Origin of the sequence: Rhodovarius sp. (assembly GCF_040399605.1) — a bacterium.
Classification (GTDB): Bacteria; Pseudomonadota; Alphaproteobacteria; order Acetobacterales; family Acetobacteraceae; genus Rhodovarius; species Rhodovarius crocodyli_A.
In genome coordinates, this window is sequence record NZ_JBBARU010000060.1 from 1 (window position 1) to 20,063 (window position 20,063).

Below are 20,063 nucleotides of genomic sequence, written 5' to 3' on the forward strand. Positions count from 1 at the left end.
GATCAACGCGGCAGGGCGCCGAGCCGTTTCATCGTCCGCGGGTCTGGCTCCAGGTGAGCAGCAGCCCAGCACCGACGATGATGGCTGCACCCACCCAGGTCAGCGCATCGGGCAGATTGCCGAACAGCACGAAGCCCACCGCTACGGCGGCCAGCAATTGCAGGTATTGGAAGGGCGAGACGACATTGGCGGGGGCGAAGCGCAGCGCCTGAGCCACGAAATAATGCCCCACCGCGCCCAGCACGCCGCAGAGCAGGAACAGCATGGCATCGCCCAGCGAATGCGGGTTTTCCCACACCCAGGGCTGGGCGGCCATGAGCAGGATGGCGCCTGTCAGTGGCGACCACAGCGCCGAGGTGGCGGGCGAATCATAAGGTGCAACCATGCGGGTGAGGATTTGATAGACCCCATAGGCCGTGGCGGAGACCACGACGAAGAGGGACGCTGGGTGAAACACTGCAGCGCCAGGGCGGATCACCACCAGCACGCCGGCGAAGCCTACCAGCACGGCGAGGATGCGCAGCGGCGTGGTGCGCTCCCGCAGCATGGGCCAGGCCAGCAGCGCCACGATGAGCGGCGCCGTCAGTGAAATGGCCGAGGCCTTGGCGAGCGGGATGAAAGTGATGGCGAAGAAGAAGCAGAGGTTGGAGGCGGTCAATGTCGCCGCCCGGCCGAGCTGCAGCCAGGGTCTGCGGGTGCGAAGGACGATCAGCCCATGTCGCGGCACGAAGAAGGCCGTCAGAAACACCATATGGATGAAGGCGCGCGCCCAGGAGACCTGCACGGAGGAATAATGCTCGCCCAGCAATTTGGCCACGCCGCCCATCACCGAGAAGAGCAACCCTGCGAAACACATGCAGCCGACGCCGATGAGGATGTTTTTCGGCGAGGCGGTTTGTTGGGTGGCTGGGGACAAGAGGGCGCGCCAAAAGTTGCGCAGGCAGCTTGCGGCGGGCGGGCCAGGATTTGAAGCCCCCTGGCACCTTGGTAAGGCAGGCAAGCGCCATGAAACATCACGATGCGGGCCGCCGGGCTGGCCGGCAAGGCGTGCTGCGGATCACCACAAGCCAGGCCCGTCACCGTTGCATGTGTTATAGTTCACAATCGTTTATTGCATAACGCCATCGTGTGGGGCGTGGTAAGCGGCAGCCATGAGGTCAATTTGGGCGATGGGGTGGATGGCATTGGCCCTACAGGCCGGGCGCTGGGTGGCACTGCGTTGCGGAGTGGTGCCGGGTGAGGGGATCGAACCCCCGACCTTCGGTTTACAAAACCGCTGCACTACCGCTGTGCTAACCCGGCCCGCCTTGCCTTCTAGGCGATCATCCCGGGGATGCTCAAGCATGCGGAGCGGGCAATCGTCATTTGCCCTTGCCGATGGGGTTAAAATGGCCAGGTGGCGTGGCCAAATCGCAGATATGATAATGCAATCGTGATGATAGCCGATAAACCAGATGGCCGATTGCGGCATGAGACCGCGCCCCATGGCGGCGGTGGCGCCATTGCCAGTCTCGAAGGGCTGGGTGGCCATATCACTCTTTTGCATGATCGTATCGAAATAGAGCGGCATGGCATGTTATTTTCGCTACTCAATCTGGGCTATCATCTTGAGCGCGAGATTGCCAGCACCTTCTATCTGCGTGAATTGGTGGGTGTTCACATTGTGCGCTCTTTTACCCTCGTGCAGTTCTTGCGCTTCACCTATGCTGGGTGTCCGGCGCCGACGGGGCATTATCTCCGCGATGCCTTTGCCGAAAATGCCTTCATGCTGAGCCTGCGCGACAATCGTCCGCTGCTGGGGTTTATGCGTCGGGTCAACGCGGCCATGGCCGCCTCGCCGCAGCGTGATGAGGCGTCTCGTGCGACGGATTAAATGGGCCAATCCGGAGGGATGTGCCGCTCAACCCCGGGGATGGAAGGTTTTGGGGGAGGCCCGCTATGCCGAATAGATGCACTATGAATGAAATATATTTGACGTTTTCAACGCTTTGTAGCTAAAATGTCACCACCAAATGCGCCCAACGAAATATTAACCGGGTACGAACGGTGGCATACAGTAGAGCATTAAGGCTAGAAATTTTTATCCAAGACATAAATCTGTGATCCGGGGCGAGTGGTATTGATGGGCCTATATATGCCAAAAATATATGCTTTTTTTTCATGCATTTATGTCGCGGCGGTCTTTGGGCTGCCTGCTTTGACATATCTTGCAAAACAGGCCAAAGCCCAGACCCAGGCCCAGGCGCAGATCCAGGCCCAGATCCAGGCCCAGGGGCCGGCATCAGATCCGCGGCTGAGCTCGCGAATTGCCGCGCTTGAGGCGCAGCTTGCCCGCCTGACATCAACCCTTGAACTCGTCACCAGCACGCCCCGCCTGGCTGAGCCTGCGCCGAGCCTCGACCCCCCGGTCACCCATTCCGTCGTGGCGGCGCCGGTTTTGGTCGGCCCGGCCAGCGCCGCGCTGCCTGCTCCCGAGGCGGGGGCTGATATGGCCCATCGGGTCGATCGGTTCACTCTTGCCGCCCTGAACCTGCAAGCCGTGCTGCTTGCCGGCAGGCCCTATCAGCGTGAATTGCAGGCGATGCGTGATCTGGCGCCTGCTGATGGGCTGCCGCCCGCCTTGGCGGAAACGCTGCTGAGCCATGCCGGGCGCGGCCTCGCCACGCCATCTGACCTGCGGGAAGGCTTCACCGCGCTGGCGCCGTTATTGACCGCGCGTGGCCCCGACTATGCGGGTTGGGGTGATTGGTTTTCCGCCATGTGGCGCCGTCTCTTGGCCTGGATTGGCTTGGCCGAGCCGCTCCCCCCAGCCCCGGCCGAGGCCACGGTGGCCAATGTTGCCCAACTTCTCGCCCGTGGCCGCCTGGCCCCAGCACTGGCTGACCTTGAGACGCTTGACCCTGTCCTGCAGCCGCTTGTCGCTGGTTGGCGGGCCCAGGCGCGTGCCCGCATCGCCGCCGAGCAGGCTGTACAGGAAACCATTCTCCGCGCCCTTGGCCGCGGCAATCCAGGTTAGTCACCCATGGCCGCAACGCTCACCATCCCCCGCGAAACTCGGAACCCATCGATAATGCTCAAAAGCCTTCGACCAGTGCTGTTGGGCTGGCTCATTGCATGGCTGGGTGCGATGCCTGCCAGCGCGCAGGAGGGCATCACGCTGCGCAACAGGCTGCATATCGTCTCTACGGTCTCCGCCCGTGGCGTGACTGACACTTTGGTGGAGGCTTTCATCAACCGCTATGCTGAAGTGCAGCCGCCGCGGATGGAGATGATGGGGTCGGCCGCGGCGCTGGAGCGGTTTTGCGCCGGCGTGGGCCCCAATACGCCCGACATCGCCGTCAGCACCCGCCGCATATCGCGTGCCCAACTGAACGAGTGCCAATCGAATGGTGTGAGCGATGTGGTGGAGGTGCAGCTCGGACAGGGGGCCGTGGTCATCGCCACGCGTCGTGGGGACAGTATTGCAGGTCTCACCACCCGGCAGATTTACACTGCCCTGGCCGCCGATTTGGCACAGAATGAAGAGTTCATCGACAATACCCTCAACACCTGGTCTCGTGTTGGCTCGAACCTGCCTGAGACGCCGATCCGCGCCATTCTGCCCGACCGGACCAACGGCACCCGCGCGCTGTTTAATGACTTCGTGATGGAAGGCGGCTGCCGCGATGTGAAGGCGGTGCGCCTGATCTTTCTGGCCTCGATCCGGGTGCCGAAATGCACCACTCTGCGCCATGATGGCCGGGTGCGCGAAACGAGCGTGGCTGAGGTGCCGGCCGCGTTGCTGGACAGCCCGCCGGGCACTATCGCTGCGATTTCCTATGCCCAGTTGTTGGAAAGCGGCGGCAATCTGGTGCCGGTTGCCCTCAATGGCGTGCTGCCCAGCGCCACTACAGTTGCCAGCGGCGAGTATGAACTGACCCGCATTCTCTATCTTTACGCCAAACGTCAGCATGCCCGCAGTATTCAGGGCGTGGGTGTGGTGCGTGGCGTTCGCGAATTCGTCATTGATGCAGTCTCGGAGGCCAATGGCGGCCCGGGTGGGGCTTTGACCGCAATCGGTTTAGTGCCCTTTCCCGCCGCGCGGCGGGCCGCTCAGCGCAGCATCGCCGAACGCCTCACCTTGATCTCACGCTGACCCCGCACAGGACCCCTCCCAATGCGCAAGCGCCTTCTTCTCTCCGCCGCCATCCTGTTGGCCAGCATCAGCCCCTATACCCGGCCTATGGCACAAACGCCGCTGCAGCCCACTATCCAGGTTCCGTTGCAGGATCTGCCGCCCAACTCAGCTTTTGGTGGTCGGGTCGGTGGTTGGTTTAGTTTCCTGCGTGATAGCTTGGGCCTGGGCCTGGGGCTGGGCCATAGTACAATCGACTTTGCCCGTCGCTATTCCATTGACAGTGTTCAAAACGATGACTTCAACGGTCTGATGGCCATTGCCGGCTTCAAGCTGAAGACAATAGAGAGCACCTTCAGCCTATTGCCTGGGCTGACTATGGAATTTGGCTTGGCGCGGCAACTTTCTGAGGCCGACCATGAGTACCTGGAGCGTGCGCTGGATCGCCACGCCCGGCGCAATTCCGGGCCTTTGGCGGTGATCCAGCGCATGATCATGGAGGGCATTGTCGAGGCGAACTCCATGGATGGCTATGCGGTGGAAAAAATCACCGTAACCCTGCTGCCGCTGCCCTATGTTAAGTTCACCCTAGCACCCGTCGATGCCCCGGTGGGCTCGGATGCCAGCCGTATTTTGCGGGCCATTGAGCAGTTGAACCACCGCCTGCAGCAGACCAGTGGCCCGCGCGCCGGTGGCAACCAGCTTGACATGCCACCGCCACCCATGCTGCGTCGCGCAGCCGATGCGCTATGATCTTACAAACTCAGTTTGCTGATAACGCCAAATTTTCCGGCCCACACCAGCTCCAGGAACATGATGATGCGCAATAGTGACACACAACCCCCTGGTCCGCCCCAGCCCGCCCGCTTTGCCGAATTGGTGAAGCTGCACACGCAGGGCAGGCGTTTTCTCGACAGCGATCGGGAGATGAAACTGCTGGAAGAGGGTGTCACCCGCTACAACCTCTCCCTCGGCGAGGCGCAGGCGACGTTGCGCCGCAGCACCGAGGATGCCGGCGTTGCCAATCAATCCGAGCTTGATCGCTCAACCCTGCAACTGCTGCGCACCCTGTCGGACCAGCGCGGCCGAATTGCGCGGGGAGATTTTGAAAAGACTGCCAATTTCTATCGCGGCCGCGCCGGCACCACGGTGAACGAAACCGAGGCCCGCACCCGCGTCAAACGCCTGATGGAAGAGAACGACATCGAGGCTAAGAAGGCAGGTTTCCCGCTGCGCACGCGGCGGTGGTATCGCGCGATCGAGGCGTGAACACAGCATCAGCATTATGAGCGGCGATCTCGTTCAATTCCTGGCCTCGCTACCGCTGCCGGTCATGCTGCTGGTGGCGTTGAGCGTGCCGCTGCTCATGGCTTTTGTGATCGGCCAGGTCATCCTTGGCGCCTTCACGCCGCAGGAGCTGAGCGCGAACTCCACTGTCGGGATCGCCAAGTACAGCTTCGTGATTGAGGTCTATGCCGCGGTGGCGGCGCTTACCCTTGTTGGATCATGGGATATTTATCAGACGTCGCGTGACAATCTTCAGCGCGAGGCAGGTGGGCTGTACCTTCTTGCCCTTTCGGTGCCGAGTTACGGCGAGGCGGCTCAGGCGCCGCGCCGGACTGAGATGTATGCTTCGCTGCGCGACTATGCCAGCGCAGTGGCGACCAAGGACTGGCCGCATATGATCGCCTCCGATGGCCGCTCGGGCTCCGACGTGGAATTTCAGCGCCTCACCCGCGCCTTCTTCGATGCCGAGCCTTTGACCAGCGCGCAGCAGGCCCTGGCGCAGAATGTGGTTGGCTGGATCGCCCAGGTCTCCGAGGCGCGGATCGCTCGGCTGTCGCAGCATTCGCGCACCTTTGGCACGCTGATCTGGATTTTGGTGCTGACGGTCTCAGTCGCGGTGCTGGTGTTTCAATGGTTCGTCGGCAGCGCCTCGAACGGGGTGCATTACGCCATGGGCGGGGTGATCGCGCTCATTGTCGGCGTTGTCCTCATGGTGTCTGGCAAGATGGCATTTCCCTTCAACGGGGCGCCGCCATTTCTATCGCCTTCGCCATTTTATCAGATGATGGCTGTAGGTCTGAGCCTATGAGCAATTCAGTGCGAGCGATGCGCGGGGGCGTAGCGCATTCTTTGCCACAGCAGCAAAGCCAGCGCGAAGAGCCAGAAATTCAAATGTGTCGCGCTCCAGGCCAGCAGATGCGCCAGGTGGTGCACCACGAGCGCAGTCCAGCCGGCGAGCAGCAGGCCCGCCAGGGCAGCGCGCGCTCCGGCCATGCCTTTCCACAGCATGGCCGCCTGCAGGGCTGCGAGGGTGGCCAGAGCCAGGCCGATATATCCGATCAACGCAACCCACAGCGGATCAGCGCCGGACAGGATCAGCCATGCATTATTCAGGGTTTGCCGGTTGGGCAGGGTGAAGCGATAGACAAATTCGATCACGCCAATCGCCCATGGGCTGTCTGCGGCATAAAGGCGCGCTGGCTGGAAATCAGCCGCATGCGGCAGGCCGGCCAAGAGCGGCAATCCCAGCAGCAGGCCGGCGATAATGGCGGTGACATGGAGCAGCGGCACGGCTTCGGCATCGGCCGGCGCGACCATGCTATAGAGCAGCAGGCCGATGCGAATCTGCGCATAGGTGAGGGTGAAGACCAACAGCGCGGCCAGGCTGTCGGTCAGCGGGTCGGGCAGGTTCAGCCCGTACATGGTGCGATCAGGTTGAGTGGCATGGGCGCCATTCTAGGCCGCCCGGGCCGTGCTGGATACGCCATCTTGCTGTGTGTGCTGCCGGTTTTGATGATGCTTACGGGGCATGCAATGGCCCATCCGCGGGCTCAGGGGCAGGTGGGTGTGCTGCCGGGCGCCCTCTCGCCGGCGCTGGTGCAAACGCCAGGCCCAATCCGCTCGATCTGCGCTGATCCTGCCACCGCGGCGAACCTCACCACGCTTGCCCAACGCATCTTGGAGGATAGCGTGGCGCTGGGCTTTGGCCAGGCACGCGGGCTGGTGCCCGAATTCAGCGCCTGGGCCTATGATTGGATCCAGAGTTACTATACCGCCTATAATATTGCCGGGCGGGGCCTGCTGCAATTGGGCGAGGCCGCGCTGGGCCGGGCAGCTTTGCCCAATGCCGAAACCATAACCCATGCCATGGCGGTGCCGGTGCGTGCAGCGTTTTTGGAGCGGGTGACACGGCCGAGCCTGGGCGATGGCCGCTTTGACATCGACATGGCCTATCTCGCCACAACCCTTGCGCACGAGGCGCGCGACCCGGCCCTGGGCGAGCGGCTCGCCCTGGCCCTGCGCCTCAACCCCGCCGAACGGCTTTCCGAGGCAGCAGGTTCGGAAACCGTGTTTCTGCGCTCCATCCGCCCGATGGCCGCGCGACTGGGCGCGCTGGTGCTGCGCCTGAGCGAGGCGGGCAGCGTGGTCGCCGTGGGTGGCTATCTCGGCTATGGTCTGGTGGGCACGCCAGGGGTGTTGGTCGGCACATTGGGCGGCGTGGGCCTCGCCTGGGGGGTGGATTGGGCGATTAATCGCGTGGACGCCACCCTGCACCGCCCCGCCTTCGAAGCGCAGGCCATGGTAGCCATTGATGCGGCCGAGGCCTCGGTTATTGCCGATGGCCGTGGGGCCATCGCCAAAGCTCTGGCCGCCTGCCGATGACCGCAGCCCCCTATGATTGGAAGGCGGTGGTGGCGCGGCTGTTGTTCAGCATGCTGCTGGTCTTCTCGCTGTATAACCCCAGCGGATACTCCTATTGGCATTGGATGGGCGCGCCCACCAACGGGCCTTGGAACAGCTTCTGGGCCAAGGGCTTTGTGGGGCTGGGCGTGCTGGGCCTGCATGTGCTGGTCTGGAAAACGGTTTTCGCCATCCTGCGGCCATCGGGTGTGTTCTATATTCTCACTTTATCCGGGCTGGGCTTTGCAGCCATGTCCGAATTTGGCCTGCTCGACCGACAGGATGGCGGCACCGTGCTGATCGCGGTGATGCTCACGATGGTCGCAGTGCTCACGGCGGGGCTGACCCTCGCCTCAATCATGCACCGGCTGACCGGGGTGCAGCATGTCGAGGAAGTTCCACATTGAGCGCGACCAACACCCCGGGGCCGACCGGCCCCATTCCGGCCATTGCCGATACCTTTCTGGTGTCATGCATTGACCCGCGGCTGACCGATGACGTGACCTTCCACTTCGCCGCCCTCGGCCGGACGGACCGCTACAGCGAGATGCGTATTGCCGGCGCAGCGCTGGCGCTGGTTAATGACAAGCATCCCCACTGGCAATCGACTACATGGGAAAATCTGGCTGCCAGCCTGAAATTGCATGGTATTCGCAATGTCACGCTGCTGAACCACCGCGATTGCGGCGCGATGGATATCTGGGCCGGGCGCCGCTTGGCCGATGACCCGGACGATGAATTGCGCGTGCATGTCGAGGTGCTCAATGCCGCCGCCGATGCCATTCGCGCCCGCCATCCGGACCTGCTGATCGAGATCAAGCTCATGGCGCTTGATGGTTCGGTGATGCGGCCCACCTGCCGGTCTTGCATTCCCCCCGGTTTCAAGATCGGCGACGTTGGGGCAGGGGGCGTGGCCACCCTCAAGCCCGATGCGCTGTCACCGCAGGGGGTGGGCGGGCCACCGCGCATCGCCGATATCGCCCGGCTGCGCCGCCGCCGCGGCGCGCTGGATGCCGAGGCCGAATTCGCCCTGCTCGAAAAGGCGGTGACCGAGGAGGGGATGACCTTGGAGGAGGCGCGCACCGCCTTGGTGGATCCCGGTGGCGTCAACCCTGAGGCCATCAAACGCGATCTGATCACCTATCTGCGCTCCCAGGCGGACCGCAAAGGCCGCGTCGACCATCGCGCTATGCGCGAGGCGGCGGGGCTTTATCGTGGCCTGAATGAGCCCGGGCTCACCATGGCCAAGGCTGAGAGAGCCGCGGCGCGCATCGCTACCGAGGCGGGATTTACTCCCAAGCCCCACGGCTTTTGGCCATTCCGCTCCACAAGCTGGTTCACCCGGATGCGCGGCTGATCAGCCGAGCCAGCCCTGCGCGTCCTGCCAGAGCCACGCCACCAATTCACCCGCTGGCTCGGGGCGTGCAAGCATGGCCGATTGCCCGGCCCAGGCCTGCATGGCTGAGAGATTGCCAGAATTGACCGCGGCCTCGCGCATTGCTTGCGTCAGGCCGCGCTGTATCGGGTAGGGCGCGGGGCGTGGGGCATCGGCGGCCGCAGCCGCACGGAGGTATTGCGTGGCGATGCCGCGCCCGGCGCGGCCGCTGAAGGCCCGGGTCACGGCCGTGCCCTCGGGCGGGGTGAGTGCGAGGGCCGCAGCCCAGGCTGGTGGCAGCCGGGCCTCGGGGCTGCGCAAGAAGCCGGTGCCGATCTGCACCGCGCTGGCACCCAGCATCAGGGCGGCTGCCACGCCACGGCCATCGGCGATGCCGCCGGTGGCGATGACCGGGATGGCCAGGGCATCTGCCACCGCCGGGATCAATGAGAGGCTTCCCACCATGCCGGCCTCAGCCTCGCCGGCCACAAAGCAGCCGCGATGGCCACCGGCCTCCATCCCTTGTGCCACCACCGCATCCGCCCCCGCGGCCGCGGCGGCGCGGGCCTCGGCCAGGGTGCTGATATTGGCCCACCAGGCGATGCCGGCGGCCTTGAGGCGGGCGACAAATTCCGGCGGGTAGAGCCCCATCACCGAGCTGACGATGGGCGGGGCGGCGGCCAGCAGGGCGTCGCATTGCGCGACGAAATCCACCAGCGGCGCATCAGCCGCGCCGGGTGCCACGGCCGGGCCCCATTGGCCCAGGAAGGCCGCCATTTCGGCCTCGGCCGCCGGGTCGCGCAGCGGCGCAGGGTCGGGCACCCAAAGGTTCATCTGAAAGGCGCCATTGGACTGGCTGCGCACCTCCTGCGCCCAGGCGTGCATGGCAGGGGGCTGCAGCAGCAGCGCACCGCAGGCACCCAAGCCGCCGGCATTCGCCACGGCGATGCTCAGGCTGGGCGGGCAGGCCCCGGCCATGGGTGCGAGCAGAATGGGAAGGCGGAGGCCGAAACGCTGGCAGAAGCCATCGATGCGGAACTGAATATGGTGGTTCATGGCCACCAATGGGGCGCAATCAGCGCCGCCCCGCAACCCGGGCCATTGCAGCCCAGGGCCGGTGACGGCGCATGAGTCTCACGCCATGGCGGCGTCGATATTGGCCGTGTAGCGCTGTTCGACCGATTGGCGCTCCATATGGACGCGTGCGATTACAAAGAATGCCCGTTCGGTGCTGCCCAGCAGAGCCAGCAAGGCGCCGCGCTCGAGCGAAGTGGTCGCCTCTGGCAGGGCCAGGACATCGGCGCGCAACTGCAATAGGTCCGCTGCATGCTGGTCCGCATTATCACGCGCCGTGCTGCTCGCCACTGGAACGCCGGATGTGAGCTCGGACATTGAGCCTCGCAACGCAGCGATAGCGCGGTGCAGGATGGCAAGGCCGGGTGCGCTGAAATCATCGCTCTCGATCCGGTGGGTCAACTGGAAGAGCACTTCACCGAGGGAGGCGGCGAAATCCGCCTCCTCGATCAGGCTTGCCAACAGGTCGGTCTGTCGGGGGGAGAGGTCTGGGCGGAATAGCGAGGCGGTGTAGTTGCGGATTTCGCGACTGAGGATGTCGATGGCGTCGAAATGATCCCTCGCATTATCCGGCGCATTGGGACTTTTCTCGGCGATCTCGAGCAGGATGGCTGTGCCCTGCAGGTGGCGGGCCATTTCCTGCTGGATGGTGCCCAGTGCTGCGTCCATGTCGCTGCGATTATCCGGGTTGAGATACTTCGCCTGGCTGTAATCCTCGACATCCTCCGCCGCATGGCGGCCCACCCGCATGAGCACTCGCTCGAAGACGCCCACGAAAGGAAAGAGGAGCATTACATTAAAGATATTGAAAGCGGTGGAATAGACGCCAACAGCCACCGGCACGAGCGGATAGGTCTCCACCCCATCGACCACCACGGCGCGGCCTATATCGCCCACCACCATTGGCACCAATTGGATCATGAAGGGGAAGAGCGGCAGCATGATCGCCACGCCAATGAAGTTGAAAGCGATATGCGCATAGGCTGCGCGCTTGGCATTGCGGCTGAGGTTCGCCGCGCGAACTCGCCGTGCGCTTCACCGACCAGCAGCGTTATTTCGTCTCAGAAGCCTCGGTCTATCGCCTGCTCAAGGCGCATGATCTGATCGCAAGCCCAGGCTACATCGTGGTGAAGGCGGCCGAGGAGAATTTGACCCATAGCGCATCCTTCCATTGCTTGGAGCAGACTGCACCATCAAAACCCGGGACCAAACACCTAACTCAGCCCCTCGCAGAAGCGCCGGATCCGCTGGCAGGCGTCGTCGAGCAGGCCATCGGCGGCGGCGAAACTGATGCGGAAATGGCCGGGGAACATGAAAGCGCTGCCATGCACCGTGGCGACGCCCGCTTCCGACAGCAGCGCGAAGACGAAACCCAGGTCGCTCCCGATGAGTGTGCCGCCGGCGGTGGTACGGCCCAGGCAGGCGGTCATATCGGGGAAGGCGTAGAAGGCGCCCTCGGGCAGGTGGCAGCGGAGGTGTGGCGTGTCGTTCAGCGCCGCCACCACGCGGTTCCGCCGCGCCTCGTAGACCTGGCGCATGGCTTCCGTCGCATCCTGCGGACCCTCCAGGGCCGCGACGGCCGCTGCCTGCGCGATGGAGCAGGTGTTGGAGGTGGATTGCCCCTGGAGCTTGTCCATCGCCTTGATCAGGTGGCGCGGCGCTGCGCCGAAGCCGATGCGCCATCCGGTCATCGCATAGGCCTTGGAACAGCCGTTCATCGTCACTGTTCGGTCGCGCAGGCGGGGTTCTACCTGAACGAAGGTGGCGAATTGCCGACCGTCGAAAACCAGCTTCTCGTAGATGTCGTCGGTCAGCACCATCACTTGCGGGTGGCGCAGCAGAACCTCCGACAGGGCCCGCAATTCCCTTGCGCTGTAGGTCGCGCCGGTGGGGTTGGAGGGTGTGTTGACGATCAGCCATTTCGTGCGCGGCGTGATCGCGGCTTCAAGCTGTTCCGGCAGCAGCTTGAAGGTCTGGTTCGGGCCGCAGGGCAGCAGCACGGGCGTGCCATCGGCCAGCCCCACGATATCGGGGTAGGAAACCCAGCAGGGCGTCGGGATGATCACCTCGTCGCCCGCGTTGATGGTGGCGATCAGTGCGTCATAGATCACCTGCTTGCCGCCGGTGCCGATCAGGATCTCCTCCGGGGCGTAGTCCAACCCGTTGTCGCGCCTGAATTTGTCGGCAACCGCGCGGCGTATCGCCGGCGTGCCGGCGATGTCCGTGTAGCGCGTCTGGTTGGCCTGGATGGCCGCAACGGCGGCGTCCTTGATGTGTTGCGGCGTGTCGAAATCCGGCTCGCCGGAGGAAATCGCCAGCACGTCCCGCCCCTCCGCCTTGAGCGCCTGGACGCGTTGGCGCATCGCAGTGGTCTGGGAGGGGGAAATTCGGTTCAGACGGTCCGCGATGGCAGGATGGTCGGTCATGTGATCCTCAACGTGGCAGGTTCAGCCGGGCGCGCGCGACGATGTCTTTGAACTTCGCAAGCTCCTGGGCAAGGAAAATCGCAGTGCTTTCGGGCGTGCTGTCGCTGATCGCATCGATGCCGGCGGCGGCCAGGCGCGCCTGCATATCGGGCATGGCGAGCACTTGGTTTGCCGCTACGTTCAGTCGCGCGACGATGGCGGTGGGCATGCCCCTGGGACCCAGCATGACATTCCAAGTGGAGGCCTCGAACCCCGCTAAGCCGGCCTCCTGCATGGTCGGTACTTCGGCGAAAAGGGGATGCCGCGTGGCGCTGCCCATGCCGATGAGGCGGAACAGACCATCGCGCACCGGCGCGGCGAGCGAGCCCAGCGGCTCCCAGGCGTATTGTACCTCGCCCTTGGTCAGCGCCTCCACCAGCGGCGCGCCGCCGCGATAGGGGATGTGTTCGGAGCGCAATCCGCCAACCGCGAGGCTCATCATTTCGCCGGTCAAATGCCCGATGCTGCCCGAGCCGGAACTGCCCCAGCTCGCACGGCCAGGATTGGCGCGCAGCCAGGCGATCAGCGCTACCGGGTCACGATGCGGGGAGGCATTAGGCACCGCGAGCGCGATCGGCGCCCGGCCGAGAATGGCGATCGCCGAGAAGTCCGCGGCTGGGTCATAAGGCGTCGTGTCCGGCTGCAGCGCCGGCACCGTGCCGTGGGTGGAGGGCGTGGCGAGGAGGATGGCGTGACCATCGGCCGGCTGGCGCCGCACGTAATCGCTGCCGATGGTGCCGCCGGCGCCGGACCGGTTGTCCGCCACCATCCGCGCGCCCGGCCCGAGCAGCGGCCCCATCCGATCCGCCAGGAGGCGCGCCAGCAGATCGGCCGAGCCCGCCGCCGGGAAAGGGACGGTGAAGCCGATCACGCGATCCGGATAAGCCTGGGCCCAGGCGCGTGCGAAGGGTGCCGCCGTGAGAGCGGCCAGGGCAAGGCGGCGCGGGGTCATTCAGCCGAGCGTGATGTTCTGGCTGCGAATGATCTCACCCCACTTCGCGCTCTCGCGCGTCCAATAGACGTCAAGCTCGGCAGCGCTGGTGCCCAGCGGCTCGATTCCCATGGCGATGATGCGTCGTCGCGTCTCCGCATCCGTGAGTGCCCTGGTGAGCGCCGCCGAAAGCCGTGCGACGATCGGTGCCGGGGTGTTGGCCGGCAGCAGCATGATGACATCGGTCGAGGAATCGAAGCCTGGCACACCGGACTCCGCAAGCGTCGGCACATCGGGTGCGAGTTCGGAGCGCGCGGCGGTGCTGACACCCAGCAGCTTCAACTGCAAGGTCGGGCGGTAGGGCAGCGCGGTCACGAGATCCACGAAGGAGAGCGCCACCTCACCCGCCAGCAGCCCCTGCGCGGAAGGGCCGCCGCCGCGGTAGGGCACATGCAACAGCCTGATGCCCGCCCTGGCCTGCAACAGCTCCGTCGCCAGATGGCTGCTGGCGCCTATGCCGGCCGAGGAGAAGGTCACCTCGCCGGGCCTGGAGCGCGCATAGGCGATCAGTTCCGCGACGCTGTTTACCGGGATGGAGGGATGCACGCAAAGCGCCTGCGCGCTGCGCGCAACCAAGCTGACACCGGTGAAGGCAGCCCGGTTGTCATAGGGCAGCCCGCTCATCAGATGCGGCGCGATAGCATAGGTGCTGTTGGTGCCGAGCAGAAACGTATAGCCATCCGGCCGCGCCCGCGCGACGTAGCCATGGCCAACGGTGCCCGAAGCCCCGCCGCGATTTTCCACGACGATCGGTTGGCCGAGATCCGCCGCCATGCTCTGCACAAGCAGTCGTCCCAGCACATCGGTGGAGCCGCCCGCCGCCCAGGGAATCACCAGGGTAATGGGGCGGCTGGGATAGGCATCCTGCGCCCCGGCCGGGCGCAATGCTGGCAGCACGAGGGACGTGGTCAGCAGAAAACGACGAGTCACCGGTCGCATGGTCCAACTCCTGTGTCGCCGTCGGCGATGCGGCGGGGGTGCTTGCCGTGAAGCCAGCCGACCATACTTCTCGATGGCACGACGTTGCGCAAGCGTTGCCCGATCAGGGCAGCTCGATAATCAGGTTTCGGAAGGCATCCACGGAAACCTTGGCGCCGGGTCCGATCACGCAGGTGGACTCGCGCTCTTCCACCAGGGCCGGGCCTTCGAACCGCGCCCCCGGCGCCAGGGCGTAGCGGTCATAGACCTGGCAGGGCAGCCAGCCGGCGCCCTCGAACAACACGCCGCGCTCACCACGCCTGGCCTTCATGGCGTCGGAGGAGCTTTCGGTCGCGGTGTTCGCAACCTCGGCCAGCTGGATATCCCGGCCGGGCGCGATGCAGGCGACGCGCCAACTCAGCGCCTCGATCGGCAAGTCGGTCAGCGCGCGGCCGAAGCGTTCGCGGTAGCTCACGAAGAAGCTCTCCCGGATGGCCGGCAAGTCGTTCGTGGTGAGTTGCATCGCCGGCAGCTTCACTGGAATCTCGAAGCCCTGGCCGACGTGGCGCATGTCGGCGGCGGCAAGGGCGATGATGTCCTCCGGCGCGGCGCCGGCTTCGAGCAGCAAGGCGCGGCCCTCCTCCGCCATCTGCGCCAGCAACCCGTTCACATACGCCCAGTCCAGCCGCTCCAGCCGCCCCACATGACTGCGGACCAGATCGGTGGCGGGGGGCGCCACCAGGAATCCGAGGGCGGAGGCGACGCCCGCGCCCAGCGGCACCAGCATCCGCTTCATCTTCAGCAGCCGCGCCAGGTCATAAGCATGCACCGGCCCCGCGCCGCCAAAAGCGATCAGCGTGTAGCGGCGCGGATCCCGGCCCTTCTCGGCCAGATGCATGCGCGTCGCCGCCGCCATCGTCTCATCGACGATGCGCCGGATGCCGAGTGCCGCCATGTCGCGCGTCACATTCAGGCCCTGGGCTATGCCCGTCTCGATCGCGCGCTGCACCGCGCCAGGGTCCAGCGCCATTTCGCCGCCAAGGAAATACTTCGGATCCAGTCGGCCGAGCACCAGGTCGCCATCGGTCACGGTCGGTTCGGTGCCGCCGCGCCCATAGCAGATCGGCCCTGGCTTCGCGCCCGCGCTGCGCGGGCCGACCTTCATCAGTCCGGATGCGGCATCGACGCGCGCGATGCTGCCGCCGCCAGCGCCGATCTCGATCATGTCCACGACCGAGACCTTCAGCGGCAGGCCGGAGCCTTTCTGGAAGCGGCGCACGCGGCCGGCCTCGAAGTCGAATTTCCGATCCGGAGCGGCGTTCTCTACCAGGCACATCTTCGCCGTGGTGCCGCCCATATCGAAGGAGACGACGTGATCTTCGCCGGCCAACCGCGCCAGGAAGGAGGCCGCCATGGCACCGGCCGCCGGGCCTGATTCGATCAGGCGGATGGGGAACTCCTTGGCGTCGCGCAGCGCCGCGATGCCGCCACCCGAGAGCATCACGTGCAGCCGCCCGACAAAGCCCAGCGCGGCCAGCGAGCCCTCTAGCTTATCGAGGTAGCGGCGCATCAGCGGCTGCACATAGGCATTGGCGCAGGCCGTGCTGGTGCGCTCGAATTCCCGGATCTCGGGCGCCACGCGCGATGAGAGCGAGATCGGCAGGCCGGGGTAGAGCGCGGCGACGATGGCGCCCGCGCGAACCTCATGCCGGTCATCATGGTAGGAATGCAGGAAGGCGATGGCCAGTGCCTCGATTTTTTCCTGCTCCACCAGGCGGGTCACGGCGGTGCGCACAGCGTCCTCGTCGAGTTCGAGCAGCGTCTCGCCATGCACGTCGATGCGTTCGGGGATTTCGACGCGGCGATGGCGCGGTACCAACGTCGGCGGCGCTTCGAGGTAGAGGTCATACAGGTCGTAGCGGGTCTCACGGCCGATCTCGATGACGTCGCGAAAGCCTGCCGTGGTTAGCAGGCCGACGCAGGCGCCGGTGCGCTCGATGATGGTGTTGGTCACCAGCGTCGTGCCATGGACGATGCTGTGTAGGTCGGATGGCTTGAGGCCGGTTTCCTCCAGAAGCCGCAGCACGCCGGCGATGATGGCCTCGCTCGGGTCATCGGGCGTGGTCAGGCGCTTGCCAGTGGCGACAAGCTGCCGTGCCGGATCATGCAGCACGAAATCGGTAAAGGTGCCGCCGACATCGACGCCGATGCGGGCCGTCAGCGTGCTCATGGCTTTACCCCATAGTCGCGCATCGCGGCTTCCTCGGTGATGTAGCCATCGCGCAGATCGGCTGCGATGGCGGCCGGGTCGCGCAGCACGGGGTCGCCGAAGCCGCCGCCGCCCGCATAGAGCAGCGTGACGCGACGCCCGGTTCCGACGCTGGTCCGCGACTTCGGATGCGGGCGGGTGCCGTCATCGATGGCGATCACGGCCGCGGCACCCGGCCTGCCGCCGAGCAGGCCTTGCGCCGGATGGTCACGCCGGTCCGACAGCAGCGAGAGCCGAACGGCGGCCGGTGTGCGGATTTCGATTTCCACCTCCTGCCCGAGTCCACCGCGGAATCTCCCCGCGCCGCCGGAATCAGGCCGCAACTGCTTTCGCCATACCAGCAGGGGTGCGACGCTCTCATAGGCTTCGATGGACCCGGCGCCGACATTGGTCGGGAAGGCCGTGGTGGGCAGCCCGTCGCGATGCGGGCAAGCGCCCATGCCACCGCTGGCGAAGAGCACCTGGGAGAAGCGATCGCCATTCTGGTCGAGCCCGCTGAAGAGCGCGCGCATGGTGGGCGCGCCCCCGCATTCCGCCATCACCCGGTCCGGCAGGACATCGGCCAGCGCCTTGTAGACCGCGCCCGCCAGCAGATGCCCGGTGAGTTGCCTGGCGCTGCATGGCGCGGGGAAGCGTGGATTGAGGATGGAGCCCTCGGGGGCGGCGACCGTGATGGCGCGATAACTGCCCTCATTGCGCGGCGTGAAGGGGTCCAGCGCGCATTTCACCGGGTAGACTGAATAGGCATGCGTGTAGTTCAGCACGCAGTTGATGCCGCGATCAATCTGCGGCGAGGTGCCGGCGAAGTCGATGTGCATTGTCTCCCCGCTCACCGTCACGCGGCAGACGATGCGGGTGATCTGCTCGTCGAAGCCGTCGGCCTCGATGGCCGCGTCGTAGATGCCGTCCGGCACCTCGGCGATGGCGCGGCGCATGGCGAGATCGGTCCGGGTCTGCAGGGATTCGGACAACGCCTGAAGGTCGGTCAGCCCGGTATCCTCCAGGAATTCGGCGAGCCGCCGTACCGCCACCTGGTTTGCCACAACCTGGGCCTCCAGGTCGCCCATCACGGGGCCAGGGATGCGGACATTGGCGCTGAGCAATTCGACCAGGTCCTCGTTGCGCTCGCCGGCGCGGAACAGCCGCGAGGGCGGGATGCGGATGCCTTCCTCGTAAAGTTCGCGGCAATCTGCCGACCACAGCGCGCCGCCGACGTCGGGCGAATGCGCGATGGAACCCGCGAAACCAACGATCTTCCCGCGATGGAAGATGGGCGAAACGGCGGTGAAGTCCGGCAGGTGTCCGGTGGCCAGGAACGGGTCGTTGGTGATGACGCAATCGCCCGGCTGCCAGGTCTCGATCGGGAAGCGGTTCAGGAAGTGCTTCGTGGTCTTGGGCAGGATGCAGGAGAAGGAGGCGATGCCGCCGGTATTCTCGGAAATCGAATCGCCGTTGCGGTCCATCAGCACCGTCGCGAAATCATTGGACTCGCGGACGATGGTGGAAAAGGCGGTGCGCAGCAGGCCGGTGGCCGCCTCGTCCGCGATGGAGATCAACCGGCTCCAATAGACTTCGAGGGTGATGGGATCGAAGGCGTCCAAGACCAAGCCTTTCCTGCTGCGATGACGCCGAACGCTAGCGGCAGCAAAGCAACGCGTCCAATATGGATTACGTCTGTATTAATAGGATTTAGATATGGAACTCCGGCATCTGCGCTATTTCGTGGCATTGGCCGAGGAGCTGCACTTCACCCGTGCCGCCCGCCGCCTCGGCATGGCGCAGCCGCCCCTGAGCCAGCAAATCCGGCAGATGGAAGCCGAGCTGGCCACTCCGCTCTTTGAACGCGGCACCCGCCGCGTGGCGCTGACCGAGGCCGGACGGATGCTGCTGCCCGAGGCGCGCGCAACCCTCGCTCAGGCCGCCCGCGCCGAGACCGTCGCGCGCCGCGCCGGGCGTGGCGAGATCGGTGAGTTGCGTATCGGCCTCTTCGCTTCGGCGCCGTTGCTGCCGGTCTTTACCCGCATTGTCCTGGCCTTCCGCGAGCATCTGCCGGACGTGCACCTCGCCCTGAGGGAATGCCCCACCATGGAACAGGTCGAGGCGCTGCGGCGCGGCGAGCTGGATGTGGGCTTCCTGCGCTGTCCTTCCGCCGCCGACATTCCCGCCGACATCACGGCGGTGGAACTGCTGCAAGAAAACCTGGTCGTGATGATGCGAGAGGATCATCCGTTGGCCAGCGCGGCCGGCCCGCCGCGCGTTGCGGCATTGGCGGCCGAGCCGATGATCTTTTTCGCGCGCTCCGTCGGCACGACGCTGCACGGGCAACTTCTGGCGCTTTGCCGCCAAGCCGGCTTCATCCCGAACATCACCCAGACCGCGCGCGAGAATTCCACGTTGATCGGCCTGGTCGCTGCGGGCCTCGGCATCGCCGTCGTGCCAGCTTCGCTCGCGCAGATCCATGTGGCGGGGGTGACGCATCGCGGGCTGGATGATGCGCGCGCCACCACCTCCATCTGGCTGGCGACGCCGCGGGGCGATCCCACGGCCCCCGCACGGGCTTTTCTTGCTTGCAGCGAAGCGTAGCCGGCGGCGAGCCTTGGCGCGGGTCCCCCCCCCCCGCGGAACATCACCCTCGAACGGTAGATCCAGGTCGCGCACCCCATCTGCTCGTCCGGGACCAGGAGAAACGCTGGGGCAGCTGCGACGCCATTCGGGCCAAAGCGGGCCTGGGCGCTGCCGAGGATGAAATCACCGGCGACGGGCGAGCCCGCGATGGAATCGGTGCCTGGCGTGGTCTCGATCTTGGCGGCGATGGCCGAGAAGCGTGTGCGGACAAGGGTCAAGCTCATGGCAATCTCCTATGCAAATGGGGTGGGGAGGTGTCAGCTGGCCCAGGGCCCGCCACCGGGGCCTATGGCAAGCATGCTAAAGCGGGCGAGGAACTCGCCGGCCGGCTGCGCGGAGGCATCGCTGTCATAGAGGCTGGCCCAGGGCCGTCGCGCGCCATTCGCCGCCGCCGAGCATGGCGGTCTTATCGTGCTCCTGCATGGGATGGTCGCAGGCGTCGCAATGATAGCGCGCCGTCTCGGGCGCGCCCTTCTCCCAGAGTAGCCGTTCAAAGCGCAGCCACTGCATCTCGCCACAGGCTGGGCAAGGCACGAAGTACCGCC

General features: G+C 65.3%; 20 protein-coding genes, 1 tRNA gene and 1 pseudogene. 11 read left to right on the top strand and 11 right to left on the bottom strand.

The features are described 5' to 3' along the window. Positions 1 to 28 precede the first annotated feature (28 nt). Both ABWP84_RS13995 and ABWP84_RS14000 read right to left on the bottom strand, forming a co-directional pair. Positions 29 to 916 carry a DMT family transporter gene (locus ABWP84_RS13995; RefSeq protein ID WP_353212658.1) on the bottom strand — a complete coding sequence of 296 codons (888 nt, stop codon included), beginning with the start codon at positions 914 to 916 and terminating at the stop codon, positions 29 to 31. Between the two features lie 311 nt (positions 917 to 1,227). Then, positions 1,228 to 1,302, bottom strand: a tRNA-Thr gene (locus ABWP84_RS14000). A gap of 130 nt (positions 1,303 to 1,432) precedes the next feature. Between ABWP84_RS14000 and ABWP84_RS14005 the strand changes: the two genes are divergently transcribed. The 6 genes from ABWP84_RS14005 to ABWP84_RS14030 all read left to right on the top strand — a co-directional run bounded on the left by ABWP84_RS14005 (position 1,433) and on the right by ABWP84_RS14030 (position 6,209). After that, positions 1,433 to 1,873, top strand: a complete 441-nt coding sequence (locus tag ABWP84_RS14005; protein WP_353212659.1) for a hypothetical protein — start codon at positions 1,433 to 1,435, stop codon at positions 1,871 to 1,873. Positions 1,874 to 2,197: 324 nt separating this feature from the next. Then, on the top strand, positions 2,198 to 3,016 hold the full coding sequence (locus ABWP84_RS14010; protein WP_353212660.1) for a hypothetical protein: 819 nt from the start codon (positions 2,198 to 2,200) through the stop codon (positions 3,014 to 3,016). Between the two features lie 111 nt (positions 3,017 to 3,127). Beyond that, a complete protein-coding gene (locus tag ABWP84_RS14015; protein WP_353212661.1) occupies positions 3,128 to 4,135 on the top strand; it encodes a substrate-binding domain-containing protein in 1,008 nt (335 codons plus the stop codon). An 87-nt stretch (positions 4,136 to 4,222) separates the two neighbouring features. Continuing rightward, positions 4,223 to 4,867 (top strand): hypothetical protein, encoded by a 645-nt coding sequence (locus tag ABWP84_RS14020; protein WP_353212662.1) that lies wholly within the window; start codon positions 4,223 to 4,225, stop codon positions 4,865 to 4,867. A gap of 126 nt (positions 4,868 to 4,993) precedes the next feature. Then, positions 4,994 to 5,383, top strand: a complete 390-nt coding sequence (locus ABWP84_RS14025; protein ID WP_353212663.1) for a hypothetical protein — start codon at positions 4,994 to 4,996, stop codon at positions 5,381 to 5,383. Between the two features lie 16 nt (positions 5,384 to 5,399). Next, positions 5,400 to 6,209, top strand: a complete 810-nt coding sequence (locus ABWP84_RS14030; protein WP_353212664.1) for a DUF4239 domain-containing protein — start codon at positions 5,400 to 5,402, stop codon at positions 6,207 to 6,209. A 5-nt stretch (positions 6,210 to 6,214) separates the two neighbouring features. On the opposite strand, the gene ABWP84_RS14035 is transcribed toward ABWP84_RS14030, so the two are convergent. After that, positions 6,215 to 6,823 carry a hypothetical protein gene (locus ABWP84_RS14035; protein WP_353212665.1) on the bottom strand — a complete coding sequence of 203 codons (609 nt, stop codon included), beginning with the start codon at positions 6,821 to 6,823 and terminating at the stop codon, positions 6,215 to 6,217. A gap of 111 nt (positions 6,824 to 6,934) precedes the next feature. Here ABWP84_RS14035 and ABWP84_RS14040 point away from each other — a divergent pair, with 111 nt between their 5' ends. From ABWP84_RS14040 to ABWP84_RS14050, 3 genes are read left to right on the top strand one after another with little or no spacing between them, the layout of a single operon-like run. After that, on the top strand, positions 6,935 to 7,783 hold the full coding sequence (locus ABWP84_RS14040; protein ID WP_353212666.1) for a hypothetical protein: 849 nt from the start codon (positions 6,935 to 6,937) through the stop codon (positions 7,781 to 7,783). Next, complete coding sequence (locus tag ABWP84_RS14045; protein WP_353212667.1) at positions 7,780 to 8,208, top strand: DUF6524 family protein; 429 nt, start codon at positions 7,780 to 7,782, stop codon at positions 8,206 to 8,208. Before ABWP84_RS14040 ends, ABWP84_RS14045 begins: the two co-directional genes overlap by 4 nt. Next, positions 8,205 to 9,158: a hypothetical protein gene (locus ABWP84_RS14050; protein ID WP_353212668.1), complete on the top strand. Its 954-nt coding sequence runs from the start codon at positions 8,205 to 8,207 to the stop codon at positions 9,156 to 9,158. Before ABWP84_RS14045 ends, ABWP84_RS14050 begins: the two co-directional genes overlap by 4 nt. Here ABWP84_RS14050 and ABWP84_RS14055 read toward each other — a convergent pair whose 3' ends face one another. Continuing rightward, positions 9,159 to 10,232 (bottom strand): nitronate monooxygenase, encoded by a 1,074-nt coding sequence (locus ABWP84_RS14055; RefSeq protein ID WP_353212669.1) that lies wholly within the window; start codon positions 10,230 to 10,232, stop codon positions 9,159 to 9,161. Between the two features lie 78 nt (positions 10,233 to 10,310). Continuing rightward, positions 10,311 to 11,192: a hypothetical protein gene (locus ABWP84_RS14060; RefSeq protein WP_353212670.1), complete on the bottom strand. Its 882-nt coding sequence runs from the start codon at positions 11,190 to 11,192 to the stop codon at positions 10,311 to 10,313. A 68-nt stretch (positions 11,193 to 11,260) separates the two neighbouring features. Between ABWP84_RS14060 and ABWP84_RS14065 the strand changes: the two are divergent. After that, a pseudogene (locus ABWP84_RS14065) lies at positions 11,261 to 11,395 on the top strand (IS3 family transposase); the annotation flags it as partial. A 69-nt stretch (positions 11,396 to 11,464) separates the two neighbouring features. Here the strand turns inward: ABWP84_RS14065 and ABWP84_RS14070 are convergent. The 5 genes from ABWP84_RS14070 to ABWP84_RS14090 form a co-directional block, all read right to left on the bottom strand. Continuing rightward, positions 11,465 to 12,676: a pyridoxal phosphate-dependent aminotransferase gene (locus tag ABWP84_RS14070; protein WP_353212671.1), complete on the bottom strand. Its 1,212-nt coding sequence runs from the start codon at positions 12,674 to 12,676 to the stop codon at positions 11,465 to 11,467. Positions 12,677 to 12,683: 7 nt separating this feature from the next. After that, positions 12,684 to 13,667 (bottom strand): tripartite tricarboxylate transporter substrate-binding protein, encoded by a 984-nt coding sequence (locus ABWP84_RS14075; RefSeq protein WP_353212672.1) that lies wholly within the window; start codon positions 13,665 to 13,667, stop codon positions 12,684 to 12,686. Continuing rightward, positions 13,668 to 14,645, bottom strand: a complete 978-nt coding sequence (locus tag ABWP84_RS14080; RefSeq protein WP_353212673.1) for a tripartite tricarboxylate transporter substrate binding protein — start codon at positions 14,643 to 14,645, stop codon at positions 13,668 to 13,670. 103 nt (positions 14,646 to 14,748) lie between these two features. Then, a complete protein-coding gene (locus ABWP84_RS14085; protein WP_353212674.1) occupies positions 14,749 to 16,854 on the bottom strand; it encodes a hydantoinase/oxoprolinase family protein in 2,106 nt (701 codons plus the stop codon). Continuing rightward, positions 16,851 to 18,494 (bottom strand): hydantoinase B/oxoprolinase family protein, encoded by a 1,644-nt coding sequence (locus tag ABWP84_RS14090; protein WP_353212675.1) that lies wholly within the window; start codon positions 18,492 to 18,494, stop codon positions 16,851 to 16,853. The genes ABWP84_RS14085 and ABWP84_RS14090 overlap by 4 nt, the downstream gene beginning before the upstream one ends. 94 nt (positions 18,495 to 18,588) lie before the next feature. On the opposite strand from ABWP84_RS14090, the gene ABWP84_RS14095 reads away from it, so the two are divergent. Beyond that, positions 18,589 to 19,476, top strand: coding sequence for a LysR substrate-binding domain-containing protein (locus tag ABWP84_RS14095; RefSeq protein WP_353212676.1), 888 nt, complete (start codon positions 18,589 to 18,591; stop codon positions 19,474 to 19,476). A 390-nt stretch (positions 19,477 to 19,866) separates the two neighbouring features. Here the strand turns inward: ABWP84_RS14095 and ABWP84_RS14100 are convergent. Further along, positions 19,867 to 20,063 (bottom strand): phage terminase large subunit family protein (locus ABWP84_RS14100; protein WP_353212677.1); only part of this gene is annotated, 197 nt, incomplete at its 5' end.